The organism is Myxococcus sp. AB036A, from assembly GCF_006547355.1.
GTDB classification, from domain to species: Bacteria; Myxococcota; Myxococcia; order Myxococcales; family Myxococcaceae; genus Myxococcus; species Myxococcus virescens.
Window position 1 is genome coordinate 190,726 of record NZ_VHLC01000001.1, and the last position, 21,711, is coordinate 212,436.

The 21,711-nt window shown below is 69.8% G+C and carries 17 protein-coding genes; 8 read left to right on the top strand and 9 right to left on the bottom strand.

From position 1 onward, the window contains the following. Positions 1-58: 58 nt before the first annotated feature. From FL344_RS00860 to FL344_RS00870, 3 genes are all read left to right on the top strand, one after another. On the top strand, positions 59-1,384 hold the full coding sequence (locus FL344_RS00860; protein ID WP_228564670.1) for a TIGR02270 family protein: 1,326 nt from the start codon (positions 59-61) through the stop codon (positions 1,382-1,384). A 479-nt stretch (positions 1,385-1,863) separates the two neighbouring features. Next, the gene (locus FL344_RS00865) at positions 1,864-2,460 is read left to right on the top strand and encodes a DUF1629 domain-containing protein (protein ID WP_141617125.1); all 597 of its coding nucleotides are present in this window, start codon (positions 1,864-1,866) and stop codon (positions 2,458-2,460) included. 20 nt (positions 2,461-2,480) lie between these two features. Continuing rightward, positions 2,481-3,281, top strand: coding sequence for an immunity 49 family protein (locus FL344_RS00870; RefSeq protein WP_194862931.1), 801 nt, complete (start codon positions 2,481-2,483; stop codon positions 3,279-3,281). Positions 3,282-3,308: 27 nt separating this feature from the next. On the opposite strand, the gene FL344_RS00875 is transcribed toward FL344_RS00870, so the two are convergent. After that, positions 3,309-3,833: a CinA family protein gene (locus tag FL344_RS00875; protein WP_141617127.1), complete on the bottom strand. Its 525-nt coding sequence runs from the start codon at positions 3,831-3,833 to the stop codon at positions 3,309-3,311. Positions 3,834-4,137: 304 nt separating this feature from the next. Between FL344_RS00875 and FL344_RS00880 the strand changes: the two genes are divergently transcribed. Then, entirely contained in the window at positions 4,138-5,982 is a 1,845-nt protein-coding gene (locus FL344_RS00880) for a penicillin-binding transpeptidase domain-containing protein (RefSeq protein ID WP_228564657.1), read from the top strand. An 81-nt stretch (positions 5,983-6,063) separates the two neighbouring features. On the opposite strand, the gene FL344_RS00885 is transcribed toward FL344_RS00880, so the two are convergent. Next, positions 6,064-8,631: a glycoside hydrolase family 15 protein gene (locus tag FL344_RS00885; RefSeq protein WP_141617129.1), complete on the bottom strand. Its 2,568-nt coding sequence runs from the start codon at positions 8,629-8,631 to the stop codon at positions 6,064-6,066. Positions 8,632-8,832: 201 nt separating this feature from the next. On the opposite strand from FL344_RS00885, the gene FL344_RS00890 reads away from it, so the two are divergent. Continuing rightward, positions 8,833-9,363, top strand: coding sequence for a hypothetical protein (locus FL344_RS00890; RefSeq protein WP_141617130.1), 531 nt, complete (start codon positions 8,833-8,835; stop codon positions 9,361-9,363). A 3-nt stretch (positions 9,364-9,366) separates the two neighbouring features. Here the strand turns inward: FL344_RS00890 and FL344_RS00895 are convergent, their stop codons facing one another. The 6 genes from FL344_RS00895 to FL344_RS00920 form a co-directional block, all read right to left on the bottom strand. Further along, a complete protein-coding gene (locus tag FL344_RS00895) occupies positions 9,367-10,710 on the bottom strand; it encodes a PAS domain-containing sensor histidine kinase (protein ID WP_141589663.1) in 1,344 nt (447 codons plus the stop codon). Beyond that, positions 10,707-12,140, bottom strand: a complete 1,434-nt coding sequence (locus FL344_RS00900) for a sigma-54 dependent transcriptional regulator (protein ID WP_141589664.1) — start codon at positions 12,138-12,140, stop codon at positions 10,707-10,709. The genes FL344_RS00895 and FL344_RS00900 overlap by 4 nt, the downstream gene beginning before the upstream one ends. 61 nt (positions 12,141-12,201) lie before the next feature. Next, complete coding sequence (locus tag FL344_RS00905) at positions 12,202-12,879, bottom strand: ABC transporter ATP-binding protein (protein ID WP_141617131.1); 678 nt, start codon at positions 12,877-12,879, stop codon at positions 12,202-12,204. Between the two features lie 7 nt (positions 12,880-12,886). Then, positions 12,887-13,648, bottom strand: a complete 762-nt coding sequence (locus FL344_RS00910; RefSeq protein WP_141617132.1) for an ABC transporter ATP-binding protein — start codon at positions 13,646-13,648, stop codon at positions 12,887-12,889. Positions 13,649-13,705: 57 nt separating this feature from the next. Further along, positions 13,706-16,135, bottom strand: a complete 2,430-nt coding sequence (locus FL344_RS00915) for an ABC transporter permease (RefSeq protein WP_194862941.1) — start codon at positions 16,133-16,135, stop codon at positions 13,706-13,708. Further along, the gene (locus FL344_RS00920) at positions 16,135-17,379 is read right to left on the bottom strand and encodes an HlyD family secretion protein (RefSeq protein ID WP_141589667.1); all 1,245 of its coding nucleotides are present in this window, start codon (positions 17,377-17,379) and stop codon (positions 16,135-16,137) included. Before FL344_RS00920 ends, FL344_RS00915 begins: the two co-directional genes overlap by 1 nt. Before the next feature lie 182 nt (positions 17,380-17,561). Here FL344_RS00920 and FL344_RS00925 point away from each other — a divergent pair, with 182 nt between their 5' ends. From FL344_RS00925 to FL344_RS00935, 3 genes are all read left to right on the top strand, one after another. Then, positions 17,562-19,121, top strand: a complete 1,560-nt coding sequence (locus FL344_RS00925) for an AMP-binding protein (RefSeq protein WP_141617134.1) — start codon at positions 17,562-17,564, stop codon at positions 19,119-19,121. A gap of 101 nt (positions 19,122-19,222) precedes the next feature. Next, positions 19,223-20,767, top strand: a complete 1,545-nt coding sequence (locus FL344_RS00930; RefSeq protein ID WP_141617135.1) for an ATPase domain-containing protein — start codon at positions 19,223-19,225, stop codon at positions 20,765-20,767. Continuing rightward, positions 20,764-21,132, top strand: a complete 369-nt coding sequence (locus FL344_RS00935; protein ID WP_140869452.1) for a response regulator — start codon at positions 20,764-20,766, stop codon at positions 21,130-21,132. Before FL344_RS00930 ends, FL344_RS00935 begins: the two co-directional genes overlap by 4 nt. On the opposite strand, the gene orn is transcribed toward FL344_RS00935, so the two are convergent. Next, on the bottom strand, positions 21,129-21,680 hold the full coding sequence (orn, locus tag FL344_RS00940; RefSeq protein ID WP_141617136.1) for an oligoribonuclease: 552 nt from the start codon (positions 21,678-21,680) through the stop codon (positions 21,129-21,131). The genes FL344_RS00935 and orn overlap by 4 nt on opposite strands. Between the last annotated feature and the right edge of the window lie 31 nt (positions 21,681-21,711).

Below are 21,711 nucleotides of genomic sequence, written 5' to 3' on the forward strand. Positions count from 1 at the left end.
ACCTACAAAGCTCCCCTCATCCAAGATGCCTTCGTGGAGAGGAACTGACGTGACGAACATGCTGACCTGGCGTCCACCGCACTGGAGTAACTATGAGACGCACCTCGATGAGGCAGCGTTCCGCTTGAGCCAGTGGGAGGCAGCACTCGACGCGCCCGACTTCATCTTGGAGGAAGCCGCGGAGCTGGAGGAACAGCTCGCTGCGCATATCGACGGCCTCGTCTTGGGCGGAGAGCCTGTCGCCCATCAGCTGCTGGAGCCCTCGCTGGCCTCCGAAGAGCCAGAACACATCACCGTGGCCGCGCTGTCCCTCCTCAAGGGCGAAGCCCCCTCCGGTACCGAAGCGGTGCTCAGTGCGCTTGAGTCGGCCGAACCGCCCGCGCTCGCCGCTCTCCAGCGCGCATTGGGACTCGCCCCCTTTCCAGCACTTCTTTCGAGCCTTCCCGCCCTGCTGCAGAAGGATGACGCACTCCCGGAACTGCAGGCGCTTGTGCTCGATACACTCGGCCAGCACGGAGTCGCCACCCACCAGCAGTGTTTGCCCTGGGTCACGCATCCCGTGCCACAAGTAGCCGCCGCTGCGCTTCGCGCCGCGAGCCGCTCCCGACTGCCACTGGAGCCCACCCACATTCAGCGCGCGATGAACTCAACCTCATCCGACCTGCGCGATGCCGCCATCGTCGCGGGACTGCTATCCGGGCACAGCGCTGCGTGGACTGCCTGCCAGGCCGCTGCGGCACCGGGCGGCACCGGAGGGAGACTCCCCTTGCTCCTGCTGGGACTGAACGGCGACGAACGGGATCTGAAACGCATCCTCGGACGGCTCTCCGATAAATCACTTCAAGCAGACGTGCTCTGGGCATTGGGTTTCTCCGGTCGATTGGATGCTGCCGATGCCTGCATGGAGCTGCTGGGACAGGGCCCCATCGCCGCGCTCGCGGGGGAGGCCTTCAGCGCCATCACCGGATTGCGCATTGAAGGAGACTTCGCGATACCGAAGGACGAGCAAGAGGCGGAAGAACCCGTGCCGCTGGAAGAGGATGACTTGGACGCGGACCTCAAGCCGAAGCCCGAGGATTCACTGCCCACTCCCAACGCGATGACAGTGGCGGCATGGTGGCAGCAAACCCGGCCGAAACTGGACGCCAGACAGCGCTACCTTTCGGGTCAGCCCCATCAGCCCAAAGTCCTGCTCGATGCACTCATCAGCGCGCCCATGCGACGGCGGCATGCGCTTGCACTGGATTTGGAGTTGCGCAGCCGGGGCGCCCTCCGAGTGCCGACACGCATGTTCGTGGCACAGCAACTCGAGGCGTGGAAGAAGGCCCAGGGGGCGCCAACATCGACCTTCAACCGCCCTTTTGCCGAGGCACTCCGAAGCTGAGGCGCGCGTCATGGGAGGGAGGCGCATTCCGTTCAACCTCGGGCCATGAGCCGCTCCGCGAGACTGCCTAGCGGTATGGGCTTCCCCAGTGAGCGGCTGCCGATTGAGTAGCTCAGGAGGAAGTGGCGGAGGCCATCTCCTGCATCAATACCCTCCTCACCCACGCCTTCACAACGATGCGCGCCACGCCCGTCCGGAGGCAGATGATTGCTACCCAACGGTCATGTACTCGAGGGGCTCATGAGCACTGAAGTTTGGGAAAAGACCGCACGCAGCAATACCGTCAAGAGCAAGTCCCCACAGAGTCAAGGTATCCACGGGTAAAACAACGAAGGTTGCGGTCGGCAAGCGAACAGAGCCCCACCCCGATTTGCTCGCGAGGAAATCTGTGGCTGGAACGAATCGCGCCATGAAAGCTCACCAAGCGGAAGCCCTCCGGCAGCAAAATTTCCCTCTCTCCAAGCCTACCGCAACCTACCATGACCGAAGCCACCCATCAGTACTTCATCATCACTGAAATCGAGAGCGACGAGAGTTGCCTCATCGACGAACTGCCCAGGCCATTGGACAAGAAGTTCTGGATGGCCACCAAGGGCGTTCGGATGGGCAATGAATACACCTCTGGGGTACGACTCAAGATGTCCAGGGATGGCGGCCTGGGTATCCCCGACTACATCCCCAACACACTCCTGCTCCCCATGGTCTCCGACAAGCTCAAGTCGTTGCTTGAGAAAGAGGCCGGAGTGGAAATCGAGTTCCTTCCGTTCTCGCTCTACAACCACAAGGGGCGGGTGGCGGCAGAGGCTTGTTTCATTGCCAATGTCATTGGCACTCACGAGTGTGTGGATGCAGCGAAGACCCGGGGAGAGAAGTCCATCATCTCTCCTGGCCAGTTCGAGGCCTTGTCCCAACTCACCCTCGATTCAGCCAAGGTTCCCTCCGACGCGAAGCTGTTCAGGGTCAACGTATTCCCTCGGGCGCTCATCATTCGCGATGATCTCCGCGCAACCCTTGAGCGAGAGGGCATCACCGGCATTCGATACGTCGCCATGGGGGAGCGCTACCAGCTCCTGTAGAGCTGCGTGTGAACCGGACCATGGACTTGGAAACCATTCGCTCGAATGCACATTCCGCGCTGACTGATGCATTGAAGAGCATTGCTGTACAGGGTGTGGCCGAGCGCTCCGGAAAAGCCTACGAGGTCGCCGCCCTGATGTACCACCGGCTGGCGCTCTGCGAACTCCTTGCCGAACTTCGGAGCGATCGCTTCCAGGTCCTCCTCTGCAAGTCTGCCCTCGTGCGCCTCGTCGCGATGCGGCTCATGGCAGCTGGGCGTACTTTCCACCCACTCACGACATGCGCGAGCAAGAATTTCTCATTTGTCGATGCCATTACGGCAGGCCAGCTTGACTTGGCGGTGGCGCTGGCTCGGCTGATGCCTGACCGTCACGAGCCTCAGTGGGAATACGAAGACGACTTCTTGTTGCATCGCTTCATGCACAAGCGTCTGTTACATCTTCACGCGCACGAGGAGCATGACCTGCATCCCCTCCTCGCACGCTGGGAACAAGTGGTCGGCGGCGAACATGCGCCCTATCTCGAGGCCTGTCGGATGCTCCTGAAACAGGACGCAGACGGGTTTCATGATGCCCTGATTGCCGTCATCGAAGAACGTGGCCGGCAGTTTAAAGAAAAGGGTGCCTACCCAGAGGAGGCGAGACGCACGGATGGCGCGCTCTTCATGAATGGTTTCGCGCTGTTGCGGTTGGCGGAACTGGGCGGACTCCCCACTCAACGGGAGTACCCCAACATCCCCCGATTTGCCCGGCTGCCCGTATCCAAGCTGGCATTGCCTCCGGACGCGTGGAAGACACCGGACGATGCGCTACCGTCATAGCGTCTCCCCGGTGCGCATCCGCTCACATCAGCCGCCTGAGGGCACCGTGGGCGGCAGGTCATCCACGCCCAGCCGCTCCACCAGCAGCGCCAGACTCCGGCCCACGATGGCGCGCCGGATCTGACCTCGGTCCCCAGTGAAGACGTGCCGCTCCACCGTAGCCTGTCCACCCCGCTGGAGCACCGCGAGGTAGGCCAAGCCCACGGGCTTCTGCGGCGTGCCGCCTCCGGGTCCCGCGATGCCTGTCTCCACCAGCACCCAGTCCGCCGTGGAGCGCGCCAGGGCACCGTGGGCCATGGCCTCCACGGCCTCGGCGCTGACGGAGCCATGCGCTTGCAGCAACGCCAGCGGCACGCCGAGCTGCTCCACCTTGGACTCATACGAGTAGGGAATGAAGCCACGCTCGACCACCGCGGAGGCGCCGGGCACCTCCGTCAACGTCGCGCCCAGCAGCCCTCCCGTGCAGGCCTCCACCAACACCAGGCGAACGCCCGCCGCTCGACACCGCTCCAGCGACTGTCTCGCCAAGGCCTCCAGGGATGCTTCCATCATGCGCCCCACTCCATCGCATCCGCGGCGGACCTGCACGCCCAAGAACGGTCACGCCGTGCGTTCCCTGCCGTGTCCTCGCTCGGGGCGCCGCACCGCGTCCGAGGCCACCGTAGCAGCCGGACGTGGGGCCCAGTCGGCGCACCGGGGCGGGGACACCGTCCACGGTCGCGCAGTCCGTTGACCGACATCCCCTGGCCGCACTCCGGGTGGCCTCGGCGGCGGATTCCTTGACCCATCCGCGCCTGTGCGCAACAGAGTGCCGCCCGTGTCCTGGCGAGCGTGGAAGGTTGGAGTCCTGGCCCTGATGGCCGCATTCCTGGCGGCCTGTGCGTCCAGGCCGGTGGCCCCTGCCCCTGTGCCAGTCCCCGAGCCCGTCGTCACGGGCCCGGTCGCCGAGGCCGAGGCCTATCTGCGCGCCTGGGCCGCGGGGGATGTCGCCTCCATGCGGCGCGCCGTCGTCAACCCGCCCGCGTACTTCGAGGTGATGCACCAGCAGTTCCGCGACGGACTGCGCATCGTCTCCTCCCAGTTCGAGCTCGGACCGTTCCAGCGCGATGGCGACGCCAGGGTGGCCACCTTCCGCGCCGTGCACCTGCTGCGCGGGCTCGGGGAATGGGAGCTGGAAGGAGCACTGCGCTTCGTCCGTCACCAGGGCCAGTGGCGCGTCCAGTGGACCCCCGCCACGCTGCACCCCGAGGCCCGCGAGGGTGACCTCTTCTCCCGCACCCGCACGGCCCCGCAGCGGGCCGACATCCTCGACTCGCAGGGAACGCCACTCACCCTCCACGGTGAGGTCATCACCATCGGCGTCGATCCCACCCGGGTCCGGAACCGCGCGGACGTAGCGGCGGCGCTCCAGGCACATGCCGGCGTGAGTACCGCACAGTTCGACGCGGCGCTGAGCGCGGCGGGCACGGCGACGAGCCGCTTCGTGCCCATCATCGACCTGCCCCCCGCGCGCTACCAACAGGTGCGCCCGGCGCTGGCCCCCGTGCCCGGCATCTTCTTCCGCCGCAAGAGCGCCCGCACTCCGGAGGACGGCTTCGCGGCGCACACCCTGGGCCGCGTTGGCGAGGTGACAGCTGAGCTGCTGCCCCAGATGGGCCCCACCTATCTGCCTGGAGACCTCGTGGGCCTGTCCGGCCTGGAGCGGGCATACGAGGTCCAGCTCGCGGGCAGCCCCTCCGGTGACGTCCTGCTCATGCGCCCCTCGGGCAAGACGCAGGTCCTCTTCCACTTCGAGGGTGAGCCGGGAGCGCCCCTGTCCACCACGCTGCGCCGCGAGGTCCAGGCCGCCGCGGAGGCCGCGCTCGACGGTGTGGCCCACCCCGCGGCCCTCGTCGCCGTGGACAGCGCCACGGGGGCCATCCTCGCCGTGGCCAGCCGGCCGCTCTCGCAGCCGCTGCACCGTGCCCTCACCGGCCGCTACCCGCCCGGGTCCACGTTCAAGGTCGTCACCACGGAGGCGCTGCTCGCCCGAGGCATGCGGGTGGATTCCCCTGTCGCGTGCCCGCCGATGACGATGGTGCGCACCAAGCCCTTCCGGAACTTCGAGGGAGAGTCCCTGGGTGACACCACGCTGCGACAGGTGTTCGCCCACTCGTGCAACACCGCGTTCGTGACGCTCGCGACGGGGCTCGGCAATGATGCGCTGAGTGCCGCGGCTCGCCGCTTCGGCTTCGATGTGCCCTATTTCCCCGGGCTGACTTCCGCCGGTGCATCGTTCCCCGCGCCCGCGGATGCCATCGAACTGGCGGCCGCCGCCATCGGTCAGGGGCGGGTGCTCGCGACGCCCATGCACATGGCCTCGGTCGCCGCGGCGGCGGAGTCTGGCGAGTGGCGCGCGCCCTACCTCGTGGAAGGACTGGACGGCGGACCGAGCAGCCCGCTCTCGGACGGTGTCCGGGCGCCGCTGTCCGCGCTGATGCGCGCCGTCGTGATGGAGGGCTCCGGGAAGGCCGGCCGGCAGGTGCCCGGGCTCGGCGGCAAGACAGGCACCGCCGAGTTCGGCACCGTGGCGCCGCTGCCCACGCACGCGTGGTTCATCGGGTTTCGAAAAGGCGTGGGATTCGCCGTCCTGGTGGAAGGCGGTGGCGTGGGCGGGCGCGTCGCCGCGCCCATCGCCGCGAAGTTCGCTGGTGCGCTGTAACGCGCCCGAGCTTTCACACACAGGCTCCGCAACGACAAGGCCCCAGCGCGCGGCGTTCCTCCCGCCGCGCGCCGCCGGTGCTCAGGCTCCGCGACGACGCAGCGCCATGGCCAGTCCCGCGAACGCCAACACCACCCACAGCGCCACCGCGCCCGGCCCCGTCGCGTTGCAGCCGCCACCGCCCACGTCCGCGCCGCTATCCGGCGGAGTGCCCGCGTCGGGCGTCTGTGGCCCCGCGTCCGGCTGCTGCGTACCCGCGTCCGGCGTGCCCGCGTCCGGCGGCTTCGTCAGCGTGCTCTCATCGAAGTACGCACCACACGCCGGGTCACTCCCACCGGCCGCGCGGTGGTCCAGCGCCAGCGCATAGGCGCCCGCGCCGAAGCCCGCCATGGGCGTGTTGTACTTATACGTGCCGTTCAGCTCGTCATACGTCTCCGCCACGGCCAGGTAGTTCTTCAACGACTGGTCCGTCACCCACTTCAGCACGCGGTCCGCACGCGCCACATCGCCGCCCATGCGCTTGGCCATCGCGCCGCGCAGGCTGACGATGACCCACTCCGCGCTGTCGTACTCGCCGCCCCAAGGGCTCAAGTCCGCGCCATCCGGGTGGTCATACCGGTCATCGTTGCGCTGCCAGCCCGCACCCGCCGGTGAGGACAGGCGCAGGTCCAGTCCATGATAGGTCGCCTGGGCAATCTTCCCCGCCGGGTCGAACAGCTCGAAGGCGAACGCGTCGAACACCGCCGCGTCCCAGTAGCCCCTGCCCTTCCTCAGTTCCTCCAGGTTCGAGGCCAGCGCGAAGTTGCTGTCCGTCAGCGTCTCCGCCATCGCCCGGCGCAAGGACTCGCCCGCCTGCCGGTAGCGCTGTGCGCGCTCCGTGTCGCCCACCCGCTCCGCCAACTCCGCCGCGTCACACAGGCCGCGCGCCGCCGTGAGGCTGGTGTACGTCCACGTCCGCTGCCGCCCTTTCCAGTGCGTTTCCCAGATGGACGAGTCCGGACGGATGAGCCCCGTCACCGGGTTGATGAGCGCCACCAGCGCGTCCCCCACCTTCGTGGACACCGTGGGCCAGGTCTGGTCCACCAGCGTGGTGTCGCCCGTCGTCCGCTCGTAGTGCCGCAGCGCCCACAGGAAGAGACCGAAGCCGTCGAACTCGATGTTCGGCCCCGCCTCGTTGAAGTCCGTCTCCTCCACGCCGAAGCCGTGGTAGCGCGTGAGGGTGATGATGTACGGCGGCATCGAATACGGCTCCAGCTCACGCCAGTGCTGGAAGCGGCCACTGTCCGCGTTGAGGTAGTAGGACAGCGCGTCGCGGGCATCGCTCTGCATGCCCAACGTGGCCATGGCCGCCACCGCGTAGGCCCCGTCCCGAATCCAGGCGTACGTCCACTGCCCGGGCGGCAGGCTCGCCAGCACCGCGCCGTAGCCCGCGTGGCGAACCACGCCTGGCAGCGACGCCGGAGCTCCGCCGGGCGCCTTGAAGCGCGTGCGGCGCGGCTCGCCATCCCGCGACAGGAACTCGCGCAGGTACACGTCGCGTGAACGCACCTGCGCCATGTGCAGCACCACCGCCGAGTGCCGCAGCAGCGACTCCTCGTCCGCCGACATGCCCGCGGGCACCTTCACCGTGTCCGTCTGGAATGCCGCCCACCGCGCCACTTCCGCGTCCACCAGCGCCTGGGCGCCGGACGCGCCCGCGTACTCCGTCAGCCACTGCCGCACCGTGGCCCCGGCCGCGGGGTCACCGTGGTGCGCGAAGGCCACGCCCACCCACCGCTCCGCGCCCGCCGGGATGTCCCCCAGGTTGAACTGGTACGCCGTCGCCCAGCCCGTGCCCGCCGAGGGCTGCGCCGTGAAGTCCTGCAGGTCCTGCCCGCCGCCCCCATTCACCACCGAGTAGGCGTTCTGCGGGCCCGTCGTCGTGGACAGCCACGCCGACTTCCGAGCCACCGCGCCCAACGGCCGCGCCACCAACACCCCCGCGAAGCCCTTCTCCACGAAGTCGTTGCCGCTCAGCTCCACCGTCTCGCCATTCTCATCCAGGTCCGCCATCACGCTCGGACGGCCGAAGCCCAGGTGGAAGTTGTGGAGCGAGAAGGCACTCACGCCCGTGACGGCCGACGCGCCGGTGTTGCGCACGCGCAGCGCCATGACGAAGGACGCGTGCGGCAGGCCCTGCGGCGCGAAGACGAACGTCGTCGCCTCCAGCGTTCCCACCCGCTGCACCAGCGCGCCCAGCCCCGTACCGCCCGTCTTCTCCGGCGCCCACGCCGCGTAGCCGCTGGCGTCCCGGTCCGCCTCCTGCGTGCTGAGCCAGCGCTGCGTGCCCCCGGAGCGCAGCCCGAAGAACGCGTCGAAGAGCAGGTCGCGAGCGTGAATCACCTTCGGCTGGCCATTCTCGAAGACGTCATTGCCCGCCGCGTCGATGACGGGCTCCTCGGTGGCGAACAGGTGCTCGCGGAAGTGCGTCACCTTGCGCTGCTCCACATCCAACATCACCGCGCCATGCCCGTTGGACGACGGCAGGCGCAGGAAGGAGCGCTGGACGGGGACTTCCGCGCGGGCGCCGGCGCCCACGGCGCACAGCAGCACGAGGAGCAGCACGGGCGGCTGGCCAGGTCGGCGATACAGGCGGGGGGTGGGAATCATCCGGCGGATTCTGGGACCCTTCCCGTCTCAGGCCAACGGTCTTGCTGTCCTTCCCGGAAAAGGCTGTTTCAACAGGGGGTTCAGCCGGGACTCTGGCGCCTCCGCGCAACCACCTGTCGCCACCCTCTCCCCAAGAAATGGGACTCATCGCGTACTGACTGGTGACGCGGCACCGGACGACCCACCGCCGCAGGGGACCTCATGACTTCGCTCGCCCGGCCCGCGAGGCTGACCTGGCAGAACCGCGGCACCTTCCTTCGCGTCCTGCTGACGCAGGTGCTCTACGTCGCCCCGCTCTTCTGGTTCATGGAGCTGGCGCAGAACGTGGCCTGGCGGTGGATGAATGGGGACTGGGGTTGGGTGTTCCCCAAGTCGCCGTACCACTGGTTCTCCTTCGGGAGCCTCATCCTGTGGGCCGGCTGCGTGGCGCTCCTGTGGAGCCTGCACTTCTTCTGGTTCTACCCACGCCGCGTGAAGGTCTGGTCGCGGCTGGCCATTGGCGCCGGGGTGTGCTGGACGGGCGAATGGGTGGGCGGCTACGTCGCGGCCAATGTCTTCAACCATCCGCTCCAGGTGTGGCCCGGCTCACCGCTCGTCTACGTCCACTACAGCGCCCTGTTCTTCTGGGTGAGCAACTGCATCGTCTATCACCTGCTCACCAACGACGTGGTGGACCTCACGCCCGAATACGACGCGCCCCCGACGACGGCGCGCCGCGCCCAGGTGGCCTGAGGCTCACGCGCCCTGAGGCAGCTTCAAGCGCGCGCGGCAGCCCTTGCCCTCGGGGCGGTTCTCCAGACGCAGGCTGCCCCCGTGGGCCTCCGCGATTTGCCGGCTGAGCGCCAGGCCGATGCCGCTGCCCTGGGGCTTGGTGGTGAAGAAGGGCACGAAGAGGTTGCCCGTGTCCGTCATGCCGGGGCCCTCGTCCTCCACCCAGACCTCCACCGCGCCCGGCGACAGCACGGCCCACGACACCCAGACGTCCCCCGCGGCCTCCGGCGCGGACAGCACCGCGTCCACCGCGTTGCGCACCAGGTTGATGAGCAACTGCTCCAACTGGTCCACGTCGCCCCGCAGCACCAACCCGGGGCCCGCGCGCACGCCCACCTTCCGGCGCTTCTCCAGTGCGGCCACCCGGCGCACCCACGCGTCCACCTCCACGGCGCCCAGCGTCGGAGGCGGCAACCGCGCGAGGCTGGCGTAGGCGGACATGAAGCGCGCCAGGGATTGGGAACGACGGGCGACGATGCCCAGTCCGCTCTTCGCGTCCTCTTCCCAGTCGGACGGACGCGGCGCCATGAGCAACGTGTCGCGCAGCGCCTCCGCGATGGAGCCGATGGGCGCCAGCGAATTGTTGATTTCGTGGCTCAACACCCGCACCAGCCGTTGCCAGGCCTCGCGCTCTTGCTCACGCAATGCCAGCCGCAGGTCCGCGAGCACCACCAACTGGTGCGGCAGGCCGCCCTGCCGGAAGGAGCCTCGCCGCAGCTCGTAGGGGCCGCCCTCCTCCGCGAAGGAGCGCGTCAGCCGGCGAGGCACGTCGCCCTCCAGCAGGTCCGTCAGGCCCAGGGCTCCGGCGCCCTTGCCCACCAACTGCGAGCGTGACGCGCCCAGCAGCCGCTCGCCCGCGCGGTTCACCAGCCGCAGCGTGCCCGTCACGTCGAAGGCCAGCACGCCGACGTCAATCTCCTCCATCACCTGCTCCAGGAGCGCGCCCGCCTCCAGCACCCCCAGCCGCTGCTCGCGCAGGGTGTCCCCCAGCGCGTTCACCTCCAGCAGCACCTCGCCCAGCGCATCCCCCGCCCGCGCGCCCCGGCCGCGCACGGAGTAGTCCCCTTCGCGCAGGGCGGCCAGCAGGTTGGCCACCGCGTGCAGCGGCCGCATCACCCGTTCGCGCACCAGCAGGCCCACGCCCAGGAAGGTGCCCACCACCAGGGAGGTCAGCGTCCACTGCACCTTGGAAGAGAAGTCCCCCAACCACACCAGCACGAGCGCGGCCACCGAGCCCGGCAGGCCCGCGAGCCACGCGAGCCCGAGCACCTGCAGGTCATGCGGCGGTGGCTGGCGCTCCTCGCTCACCGAGCGCCCTTGATGCCGTAGTACTGGAGCCGCCGGTACAGCGCGCTGCGCGACAGCCCCAGTCCCTTCGCCGCCTCGCTCACGTTGCCTTCGTGCCGCGCCAGCGCCCGCTCGATGAGGTAGCGCTCCACCTCCTCCAGCGTCATCTCCTCCAGCCGCGTCATGCCCTCGCGGCCCGCCCGCTTGAGCAGCAGGTCCTCCTGCGTCACCTCATCACCCGACGCCATCAGCATCGCGCGCTCCACCGCGTGCTCCAGCTCGCGCACGTTGCCCGGCCACGCATAGGCCAGCAGGGCCTCCAGCGCCTCCGAGGACAGCCGGACGTTGGGCCTGCCATAGCGCCGGCCCTGTTCGGCCAGGAAGTGCGCGGCCAGCAGCGGGATGTCCTCGCGACGCTCGCGCAGGGGCGGCAGCTGCACCTCCACCGTGTTGAGGCGGTACAGCAAATCTTCCCGGAAGCGGCCCTCCGCCACCGCCCGCGACAGGTCCACGTTGGTGGCGCTCACCACGCGCACGTCCACCCGCCGCGTCTTCGACGAGCCCACCGGGTGCAGCTCGCCCGTCTGGAGCACGCGCAGCAGCTTGGCCTGCTGCGACAGCGGCATGTTGCCAATCTCGTCCAGGAAGAGCGTGCCGCCGTCCGCCAGCTCGAAGCAGCCGATGCGGTCCGACTTCGCGTCCGTGAAGGCGCCCTTCACGTGGCCGAACAGCTCGCTCTCGAAGACGCCTTCGGACAGGCCGCCGGAGTTGACCGCGACGAAAGGCCGCTCCGAGCGCGTGGAGCCCCCATGAATCAGCCGCGCCACCACCTCCTTGCCCGTGCCGTGCTCGCCCGTCACCAGCACGTTGGCGCCAGACGGCGCCACCCGCTCGATGAGCCGCCGCACCGGCTGCATGGACCGCGACTCGGACACCATGGTGAGCTGATTGCCCTGCCCCCGGCGCAGGTGCTGGTTCTCCTCCTCCAGCCGGCGGCTGCGCTTCAGCGCCCGGCGCAGCTCCAGCTGGGTGCGCAGCGTGGCCAGCAGGCGCGTGTTGTCCCAGGGCTTCTGCACATAGTCGCGAGCACCGGCGCGCATGGCCTCCACCGCGCCCTCCACGCTGCCCCACGCCGTCATCACCACCACCGGCAGGGACGCATCCTGCGCGCGGATGCGGCCAAGCAGGTCGATGCCCTCCTGGCCGGAGGTGGTGTCGCGCGCGTAGTTCAGGTCCATCAGGACCAGGTCCACGTCCTCGGCCTCCAGCGTGGCGAGCGCACCCGCGGGCGACTGCGAGGTGACGACGGTGAGTCCGTCCCGCTTGAGGAGCAGCCGGAGGGCCTCCAGGACGTCCGCCTGGTCGTCGGCGACAAGGACACACGGAGGCCGCGCGGCGGCACTGGGGGGATTCGGGAGGGAGGAGGCGGATTCAGACACAGGGGACACCAATGGGGGGAATGTGCCAGAAACAACCGGCGGCGGTCGCGCGGGTTGTAGGCGGCCGGGGACCTCAGGCGCCCTGCAACCAACCATCCGCGAGCTGGATGACGCGGTGGCCGTAGGCGGCGTTCGCCTCCGAGTGCGTCACCTGGATGATGGTGGTGCCGTCCCGGTTGAGGCCCTGGAAGACCTCCATGATTTGCTTCGCCTGCTGTGAGTGGAGGTTGCCCGTGGGCTCGTCCGCCAGCAGCACCTTGGGGTTGGCGATGAGCGCCCGGGCGATGCCCACGAGCTGCTGCTGCCCACCCGAGAGCTGCGAGGGGAAGAGGTCCTTCTTCCCCACGAGCTGGAAGCGGTCCAGCATGTCGCCCACCAGGGCCTCGCGCTCACCGCGCTTGAGGTCGCGGTAGGACAGCGGCACCTCCAGGTTCTCCGCCACCGTCAGGTTGTCCAGCAGGTGGTACTGCTGGAACACGAAGCCGATGGTGCGCCGGGAAAGCTCCCCGCGCGCCTTGGGCTTCATGGCATGTACCGACTGGCCATCCAGCAGGTACTCACCCGTCCAGTCCACGTCCAGCATGCCCAGGATGGAGAGCAGCGTGGACTTGCCCGCGCCCGACGGCCCCATCAGCGTGACGAACTCACCCGGCTGGATGTCCAGGTCGATGCGGCGCAGCACCCAGGCCCGGCCGCCAGCCAGGGGGTAGGACTTCTCGACGTTCCTCAGGGAGATGAGCGGAGCTGGCATGTCCGTCTCAGCGGCGCTGCTCGTCCTGGACGATGCGGCCGTCGAAGAGGCTCACCGTGCGGGTGGCCACGCGCGCGTGCGCCGGGTCGTGCGTCACCATGCAGATGGTGGCGCCGCCCTTGTGGAGCTCCGTCAAGAGCTGCATCACCGCCTCGCCGTTCTTCGAGTCCAGGTTACCCGTGGGCTCGTCCGCCAGGAGGATGAGCGGGTCGCCCGCCACCGCGCGCGCCACCGCCACGCGCTGCTGCTGACCACCGGAGAGCTGCCCCGGCATGTGACGGGCCCGGTGCGCCATGCCCACCTTCTCCAGCGCGCGCTCCACCCGCTGCTTTCGCTCGGCGGCGGGCATGCCCCGGTACGTCAGCGGCAGCTCCACGTTCTCGAACACCGTCAGGTCGCCGATGAGGTTGAAGCTCTGGAAGATGAAGCCGATGTGCCGGTTGCGCACCAGCGCCCGGTCCGTCGCGGACAGGTCCAACACGCTGCGCCCGTCCAGCAGGTAGGCCCCGCGCGTCGCCGTGTCCAGCAGCCCCAGCACCGCCAGCAAGGTGGACTTGCCCGAGCCCGACGGGCCGACAATCGCCACCCACTCTCCCTTGCGTACGTTGAGGTGGATGTTGGAGAGCGCGTGCGTCTCCACGTCCTCGGTCTCGAAGACCTTGGTCAGTCCGTCCAGGTGGATGAGCGCCTTGCCGGGCTCCGCGCCCGCGTCCTCCTGCGTCACCGTGCCTTCCGGGGAAGCAGCCGTCTTCGTGTCGTTCGTCATCATCGCTGACCCACCCGCTCCACCGCGTTCCACGCGGTCATGTCTGAAGTCTCCATCGGCCTACTCCGCTCGCAGGGCGATGGCCGGGTCCACGCGCGTGGCCCGGCGCGCCGGAAGCCAGGCGGCCAGCACGGCCACCGTGCCCAGCAGCAACGCCACGCCCGCGAAGGTCCACCCGTCGTACGCCGCTACCCCATACAGCATTGCGTCCAACAGCCGCGCCAATCCCAACGACAACCCCAGGCCCAGCACCACGCCCAGCGCGGTGAGCCGCAGGCCCTGCCCCAGCACCAGCGTCAGCACGCGGGTCCGCGACGCCCCCAGCGCCATGCGGATGCCCATCTCCCGCGTGCGCTGCGCCACCGAGTAGCCGATGACGCCGGAGATGCCGAGCGCCGCCAGCAGCAGCGCCGTGCCCGCGAACAGGCCCATCAGCAGCGCCGATACCTGGCGGGAGCTGATGGACTCATCCACCAACCGCGTCAGCGGCGCCACCGCGTACAACGCCAGGTTGCCATCCACGGCGCGCAGCTCCGCTTCAATGGCGGTGCGCAGCGCCTCCGGGCTGCCGCCGGACTTCGCCCGGACCGCGAGCGCCAGGAAGGGCGTGGGCACCTTCGCCGCCGGGTAGTACGCGGCGGGCCGCGCGGGCGTATCCAGGCCCCATTCGCGCACGTCGTCCACGATGCCCACCACGGTGGTCCACTGCGCCGTATCCCAGTGCAGCTTCAACCGCTGGCCCAGCGCATCCCCCTGGGGCCAGTAGAGGTCCGCGAAGGTCTTGTTGATGACCACCTGCCAGGGCGCGTCCGGCCCCTCCGTCCCGTCTCCCTCCAGGAGGTGCCCCTGGCGCGGGGTGACGCGCAGCGTGCGCAGGTAACCCGGGCTGACGGCGCGGAACTCCACCGCGGGCCAGACCTCACCCGGCGCCTGCGGCCGTCCCTCGATGTCGAAGCTGCTGTCCGAGCGCCCTCCCAGCGGCAGCAGGTTGGTGACCCCCACGGCCTCCACGCCCGGGAGCGACTGGAGCCGGCCCAACAGCTCCCGCTGGAAGGCCACCTTGGATGCCGCGTCCGGGTAGCGCGCGGAGGGCAGCACGAGCTTGCCCGTGAGCACGCCCTCGGGCGAGAAGCCCGCGTCCACCGCGCGCAGGGCCAGGAAGCTCTTGGTGAACAGCCCCGCGCCCACCAGGAGCACCAGCGCCACCGCGACCTGCCCCACCACCAGCCCCGCGCGCATCCGGCCCGAACCATGGCCCTCCGTGCTCCGGCTGCCCTCGCGCATGGCGACGCTCAAGTCCTCCCGGCTGCCATGCAGCGCCGGACCGAGCCCGAAGAGCACGCCCGTGAGGAGGCTCACGCTCAGGGTGAACACCAGCGGCCGCGCATCCAGCCGCACCTGGCTCGCGCGAGGCAGCGCCTCTCCCACCAGCGCCACCAACGCATCCGTGCCCCACAACGCCAGCAGCATCCCCAGCACCCCGCCCGCCAGGGACAGCACCAGGCTCTCGGTGAGGAACTGCGCCACCAGCCGGCCCCGGCTCGCCCCCAGCGCCGCGCGGATGGACACCTCGCGTCCGCGCGCCGCCATCCGGGCCAGCAGCAGGTTGGCCACGCTGCTGCACGCCGCCAGCAGCACGAAGCCCACCGCGCCCAGCAGCAGCCACAGCGTGCCGCGCACGTTGCCCACGACCTTTTCGTCCAGTGACGTCACCGAGAAGGACCAACCCACCTTCCGGTACCGCGAGGGGACGGCCTCCTCCATCTCCAGCGCCACCCGCGCCAGGTCCGTGCGCGCCGCGTCCTGCGTCACGCCGGGCTTCAACCGCCCCACCACCGACAGGAACCGGGCGCCGCGTTGGTCCTCCTGCCGCTGTGCCTCCGTGGGCACGAAGGGCACGTACATCTCCGCCCAGGCGGGGTAGGCCACCCCCGCGGGCAACACGCCCACCACCGTGTACGGCTCGCCGTCGAGCTGCATCGTCTGGCCCAACACCTGCGCGTCCCGCGCGAAGTGCACGCGCCACGCCGTGTCGGTGAGCACCACCACCCGCTCACGCCCCTGGACGGCCTCCGCCTCCGTGAAGGCGCGGCCGAGCACCGGCGACACGCCCAGCGTGGTGAAGAAGGACGGTGTGGCCACCACCGCGGCGAGCTGCTGGGGGGTGTCCCTGCCCGTGAGCGTCAGATTGCCGCCCCGGTAGGCCGCCACCGATTCGAAGGCGCGCGACCGCGTCGCCAGGTCGACGTACTCCGGCACGGACAGGGAGATGTCCTCGAGCCCGGCCTGCGCGATGTTCCCCTGGAGGTGCACCACCCGCTCGGGCTCCGAGAAGGGTGGCGGCGTGAGGAGCACCCCGTTCACCACGCTGAAGACGGCGCTGTTGGCGCCAATCCCCAGCGCCAGCGCGAGCACCGCCACCAGCGCGAAGCCGGGGCTCTGGCGCAGCGAGCGCAGCGTGTGCCGCACGTCACGGCGAAGTGCGTCCATCATCGCAGCCGCACCCGCTCCACGGCGTCCCACGCGGCCATGTCCGACAACACCACCTGGTCACCTTCTTGAAGGCCCTGCAGCACCTCCACCGCGTTCACCGAGCCCCGGCCCAACTGCACCGGCACGCGGACGGCTTCATCACTGCCCGGCATCAAGCGGAAGAGGGCCATGGTGGCGTTGGGCTGCGCGCCAGCCGGGCGCCCCACGGACAGCACGTCGCCCAGCCGCTCCAGCTCCACCGTGCCCTCCACCGTCAAATCCGGCCGCGCGCCGCGGGGCAGCTCCGCGGGCAGCGACACCTCCACGCGCACCGTGCCCTGGCTCGCCGCGGGCGCCACCCGCGCCACCTGGCCTTCCACCACGCCGTTGCGGGTGTCCACCAACGCCTTCAGCCCAGGCTGGATGTCGCGCGCCTGCGTCTCCGCGATGCGCAGCTCCGCCTTCAGCCGCTCCGGCTTCACCACCTTCGCCAGCAGCACGCCCGGCGTCACCCACTGCCCCAGCTCCAGCGGCAGGTCCTGGAGCACGCCATCCTCACCCGCGAGCACCTTCATCGACTCCACCTGCGCGCGGCGGAAGCGGGCCACCGCCTTCAGGCGCTCCACCTGTCCCTGCTGCGCGGTGAGCTGCTCCTTCATGCTGGACGCCACCACCTGGAGCTTCTTGCGCTCCAGCTCCAGGCGACGGTTCAGCTCCGCGGCCTTCTCGCGCGCCTGCTGCATCTCCAGGTCGCCGATGTGTGCCTTCTGGTGAAGGGCCTCGTTCGCGTCGGCGCGGCGTCCCGCCTCGGCGGACTCGTTGATGAGCGACGCCACCATGGCCTCCTGGGCCAGCCGCTGCGTCTCCAGCTCCATGCGCACCTGGATGAGGTCGGCCTCCACGCTGGCCAGCTGACGCTCGGCCTCCAAGGCCTGGAGCTGCACGTCCGGGTTCGACAGCTCCAACAGGAGCGTGTCCGCCGTCACCGTGGCCCCGGGCCGCACGTGGATGCGCTCCACCCGGCCCGCCGTGTCCGCGGTGAGCCAGCGGATGTACTCCGGCACCAGCGTGCCCGCGCCCTTCACCTGGCGCACCATGGGTCCGCGCTTCACCGTGTCCAACCACACCGAGGCCCGCTCCACCGTGGGCGCCGCCGGACGCAGCCGTGACAGGCCCACCGTCACCAACAGGAGCACGCAGGCTCCACCGATGGCGAGCACCCAGGGCTTGCGACGCGGCTTCTTGGCTTTGGGAATGTCCACGCCCCTGCCCAGAGCGAGGCTCGTGCCAAAGCCAGCAACCGCGCCAACCCCCTGGAATTGCTCGGGGTGATGGACTGCCTCGCGGAGGCCGTGCCCACTTGCGGAAAGTGCCGTCCCAGAAGCGGACAGCGGCCGGAAGGGGGTGGAGGCCCCTGGGGGCGCCAGCGCTAAGGTGCGCGACCATGTCGGCCTCCCTTCTCGAAGTGTTCCTGGACCATGCACACCGCGCGCCCGAGCGGCCCCTGCTGACGTTCGAGCAGGAGCGCTTCACCTACGGGCAGTTCGCCACGCACGTCACGGCCTTCGCCCGGGGCCTCAAGCAGCGCGGGCTCCAGCCGGGGGAGCGGGTGGCGCTCTTCCTGGAGAACAGCGCCCGCTTCGCCATCGCCTACCTGGGCGTGCAGGCCGCGGGCGGCGTGGTGGTGCTGGTCAACACCGCCTACCGGCAGGTGGAGCTGGCCCACATCCTGTCCGACGCGGAGGTCTGCGGCTGCGTCACCGGCGCGGCGGGCGCCGCGGAGCTGGTGCCGCTGCGGGCCCAACTGCCCTCGCTCCAGTGGCTCATCACCGTGGAGCGCCCCACCGCCGCGCTGCCCGAGTCGCTCACGGAGGTCCCCTTCGACACGCTGCTCGCGGAGGGCACCTCCGCCACCGCGCCGCTGGTGATGCCGCGTCCGGAGGACCTGGCAGTGCTGGGCTACACCTCTGGCACCACCGGCCGCTCCAAGGGCGCCATGCTGCTGCACCGCAATCTGCGGGCCAACGTGCGGGCCGTCACCGAGGCGTGGCGGTGGACGGAGCAGGACAGGCTGCTGCTCACCCTGCCGCTGTTCCACACCCACGGCCTGATGGTGGGCCTGCACGGCACGCTGTTCACCGGCGCCAGCGTGGACCTGCGCCGCCGCTTCAACGCCGCCGAGTCCCTGACCGCGCTGCGCGATGACGCCTCGCTCACGATGTTCTTCGGCGTGCCCACCATGTACAGCCGCCTGCTGGAGGAGGCCCGCGCGTCACGCGTGAAGCCGCGCGCGCTGCGCCTGTGGGTGTCCGGCTCGGCGCCGCTCAGTCCCCAGCTCTCCGCGGACATCGAAGCGGAGCTGGGCGCCCGCATCCTGGAGCGCTACGGGATGACGGAGACCATCATGAACACCACCAACCCCTACGAGGGCGAGCGTCGCCCCGGCACGGTGGGCTTCGCCTACCCCGGCCAGGAGGCGCGCGTGGTGGACGTGCGCACGCGCCAGCCGCGGCCGCGCGGCGAGACGGGCGAAATCGAGGTGCGGGGGCCTCACGTCTTCGCCGGGTACTGGCGCCGCCAGGACGCCACTGCCGAGTCCTTCGACGCGGACGGATGGTTCCGCACGGGCGACCTGGGAGATATGGACGCGGACGGCTACCTGCGCATCACCGGGCGGGCGCGCGAGCTCATCATCAGCGGCGGCTTCAACGTGTACCCGCGCGAGGTGGAGGAGGTGCTCGCCATGCACCCGGGCGTCGCGGAGGTCGCGGTCCTGGGCCTGCCGGATGCGGACCTGGGCGAGCAGGTGGTGGCCGTGGTGGTGCCTCACGCCGGGGCGACCCCGCCGGAGTCCCAGTCCCTGGTGGACTGGTGCAAGGACCGGCTCGCCAGCTTCAAGAAGCCGCGCCAGGTCATCTTCACGGATGCGCTGCCGCGCAATGCGTTGGGCAAGGTGCAGAAGCACCTCCTCCGGGCAGCGCTGGTGCCACCTGGCACGCGATGAGCCGCGCGTCCACCGCACGGTTCCGAACAGACGCCGCGCAATTGCATGGCGTGGGCACCTTGCTGGCCTAGGGTTCGCGCCCAGGACGGAAGGAGCATCGTGTGACGGACACCTCTGAGCGGCCGGACGAACCCGACGCGCGGGTTCCCAGCGGCGTGCCAGGGCTGGACGCGCTCCTGCGCGGCGGCTTTCTTCGCGGAGGCACGTACATCATCACGGGGGCGCCGGGGACGGGGAAGACCATCCTCGGCAACCAGTTCTGCTTCGCCACCGTGGCCCAGGGTGGCCGTGCCATCTACCTCACGGTGCTGGGGGAATCCCACGCGCGGATGATGCTGCACTTGCGGAGCATGCGCTTCTTCCACGCGGAAGAGGTCGGCCGCGCGTTGAACTACGAAAGCGGCTCCGCCGCCCTCAAGGCGGAAGGGCTGGCGGGCCTCAGCAAGCTCATCTTCCGCGCGGTGCGCGAGCACGGCGCCACGGTGCTGGTGGTGGACGGCCTGGTGGCCATGGAGGAGCGCTCCGAGGACCCGCTGAGCTTCCGGGAGTTCCTCCACGGCCTCTGCGTCCACAACGCGCTCGCGGGCTGCGCCACGCTGCTGCTCACCGGGCAGAGCGGCGACCCATCCGACCCACGCTACGCCATGGTGGACGGCGTCGTCGCCCTGGCCCAGGAGCGCGTGGGCGTGAAGTCGGTGCGCCTGGCCGAGGTGACGAAGTTCCGCGGCGGCCCCCAGGTCCCCGGCCGTCACGGCTTCGAGATTTCCGACAACGGCCTGTCCATCCATCCCCGCATCGAAGCCCTCCACACGCGGCTGCCCACGCGCATGCCCTCGACGGACGCGCGGCTCACCTTCGGAATCCCCGCGCTGGACGAGATGCTCTCCGGCGGCCTGGTGCGGGATTCGTCCACGCTGGTGGCGGGCCCGCCCGGCTGCGGCAAGACGCAGCTGGGGCTGCACTTCCTGGCGGAGGGCGCACGCCGGCAAGAGCCCGGGCTGTACCTCGGCTTCATGGAGCCGCCGGCCCGGCTGGTCAACAGGGCGGAGCGGCTGGGGATGGGTTTGGCCGCACACGTGGAAGCGGGCCGGGTCCACCTGGAGTCGCGCGTGGCGGCGGAGACGCAACCGGACGCGCTGGCCGAAGAGCTGTTCGGGTGGGTGAAACGACACGGCATCCAGCGGCTGGTGCTGGACGGACTGGAGTCCTTCTGTCAGGAACTCACGGACTCCGAGCGCACGCCCCGCTTCCTCGCCGCCCTCATGCACGAACTGCTCAACCTGGGCGTCACCCCGCTGGTCCTCCAGCAGACGCGCTCGCTCGCCGCACCGGAGGCGGACGCGCGGCTGGACGTGGAAGCGCTCGTCGACAACGTCCTGGTGCTGCGGATGGTGGCGCTGCGCTCGCGACACTACCGCGTGCTCTCCGTGCTGAAGGCGCGGGAGAGCGACCACGACACGGCCCAGCGCCTGTTCTCCATGACGCCTCGGGGCATCGAAGTCGCGGCGGACAGCGAGAGCGCGGAGGCCCTCTTCAGCGGGCAGGCCCCTTTCCACGCGGCGCCCCCGCGGAAGCCGAAACGCAAGACAGGGAGCAAACCGGTCCGGCGCGGCAAGCCGTCCCGGCGTGGGGGGCGTGGCGTATGAAGCGGCTTCTCATCGTGGACGACGAGCTGGCCATCGTCGAGGCGCTCCAGGACATCCTGTCCGTGGAGGGCTACGACGTCGACACCGCCTTCAACGGCGCCGAAGGTCTGCACCGCATGGCGGACGCGAAGCCGGACCTGGTGCTGCTGGACTTGATGATGCCCGTCATGGACGGCCGGGAGATGCTGCGCCGCATGCGCGAGGACGACGGCCTGCGAGGCATCCCCGTGGTGGTGATGAGCGCCGGCCGCATCTCCGACGAGGAGCGCCGCTCCAGCGCGCGCTTCCTCGCCAAGCCCTTCGAGCTGGACGTGCTGCTCGACACCATCGCCGAGCTGCTCGTCGAGCCTCAGCCCAACGCCTAGGCCGGCGTCCCGCGGAAGAGGGTGTCGCGGTAGTACTGCAGCTCAGAAATGCTGGCGCGCACGTCCGCCAGGGCGGTGTGCCCGCTGGGCGCCTTGCGCGGCTCCACCAGGTTCGGATACCAGGCGCGCGTCAACACCTTGAGGCTCGTCACGTCCACCATGCGGTAGTGCAGGTAGCGCTCCAGCAGCGGCATGTAGCGGATGAGGAAGCGCCGGTCGGTGTGGATGGAGTTGCCGGCGAGGATGCCCTCGCCGAGGGCGCAGTGCTCGGTGACGAGCGCCATCACATCCCGCTCCGCCACGCGCAGCGAGGTGTTGGAGGCGCGCACCTTCTCCAGGAGCCCGTTGCGGGTGTGCATCTCCCGGACGACGGGCTCCATGCGCAGGAGCACCTCCTCCGGCTGCCAGATGACGCGCTCAATCTCCGCGATGGGCCGCAAATCCGGACCGGTGATGATGACGCCCACCTCGATGATGGAACACGTCTCCGGGTCCAGCCCGGTCATCTCCAGGTCCAGCCACACGAAGCGCTGCTCACTCGAAATCATGCGGCGGACCCTACCAGCCCGCGCGTGTGCC

Bases quoted from the DNA above. Each gene is read 5' to 3' on its own strand.
- FL344_RS00880 (WP_228564657.1), top strand. From the start codon at position 4,138: ATGGCCGCATTCCTGGCGGCCTGTGCGTCCAGGCCGGTGGCCCCTGCC.
- FL344_RS00910 (WP_141617132.1), bottom strand. From the start codon at position 13,648: ATGATGACGAACGACACGAAGACGGCTGCTTCCCCGGAAGGCACGGTG.
- FL344_RS00915 (WP_194862941.1), bottom strand. From the start codon at position 16,135: ATGGACGCACTTCGCCGTGACGTGCGGCACACGCTGCGCTCGCTGCGC.
- FL344_RS00865 (WP_141617125.1), top strand. From the start codon at position 1,864: ATGACCGAAGCCACCCATCAGTACTTCATCATCACTGAAATCGAGAGC.
- FL344_RS00925 (WP_141617134.1), top strand. From the start codon at position 17,562: ATGTCGGCCTCCCTTCTCGAAGTGTTCCTGGACCATGCACACCGCGCG.
- orn (WP_141617136.1), bottom strand. From the start codon at position 21,680: ATGATTTCGAGTGAGCAGCGCTTCGTGTGGCTGGACCTGGAGATGACC.
- FL344_RS00860 (WP_228564670.1), top strand. From the start codon at position 59: ATGCTGACCTGGCGTCCACCGCACTGGAGTAACTATGAGACGCACCTC.
- FL344_RS00935 (WP_140869452.1), top strand. From the start codon at position 20,764: ATGAAGCGGCTTCTCATCGTGGACGACGAGCTGGCCATCGTCGAGGCG.
- FL344_RS00885 (WP_141617129.1), bottom strand. From the start codon at position 8,631: ATGATTCCCACCCCCCGCCTGTATCGCCGACCTGGCCAGCCGCCCGTG.
- FL344_RS00890 (WP_141617130.1), top strand. From the start codon at position 8,833: ATGACTTCGCTCGCCCGGCCCGCGAGGCTGACCTGGCAGAACCGCGGC.
- FL344_RS00870 (WP_194862931.1), top strand. From the start codon at position 2,481: ATGGACTTGGAAACCATTCGCTCGAATGCACATTCCGCGCTGACTGAT.
- FL344_RS00875 (WP_141617127.1), bottom strand. From the start codon at position 3,833: ATGATGGAAGCATCCCTGGAGGCCTTGGCGAGACAGTCGCTGGAGCGG.
- FL344_RS00905 (WP_141617131.1), bottom strand. From the start codon at position 12,879: ATGCCAGCTCCGCTCATCTCCCTGAGGAACGTCGAGAAGTCCTACCCC.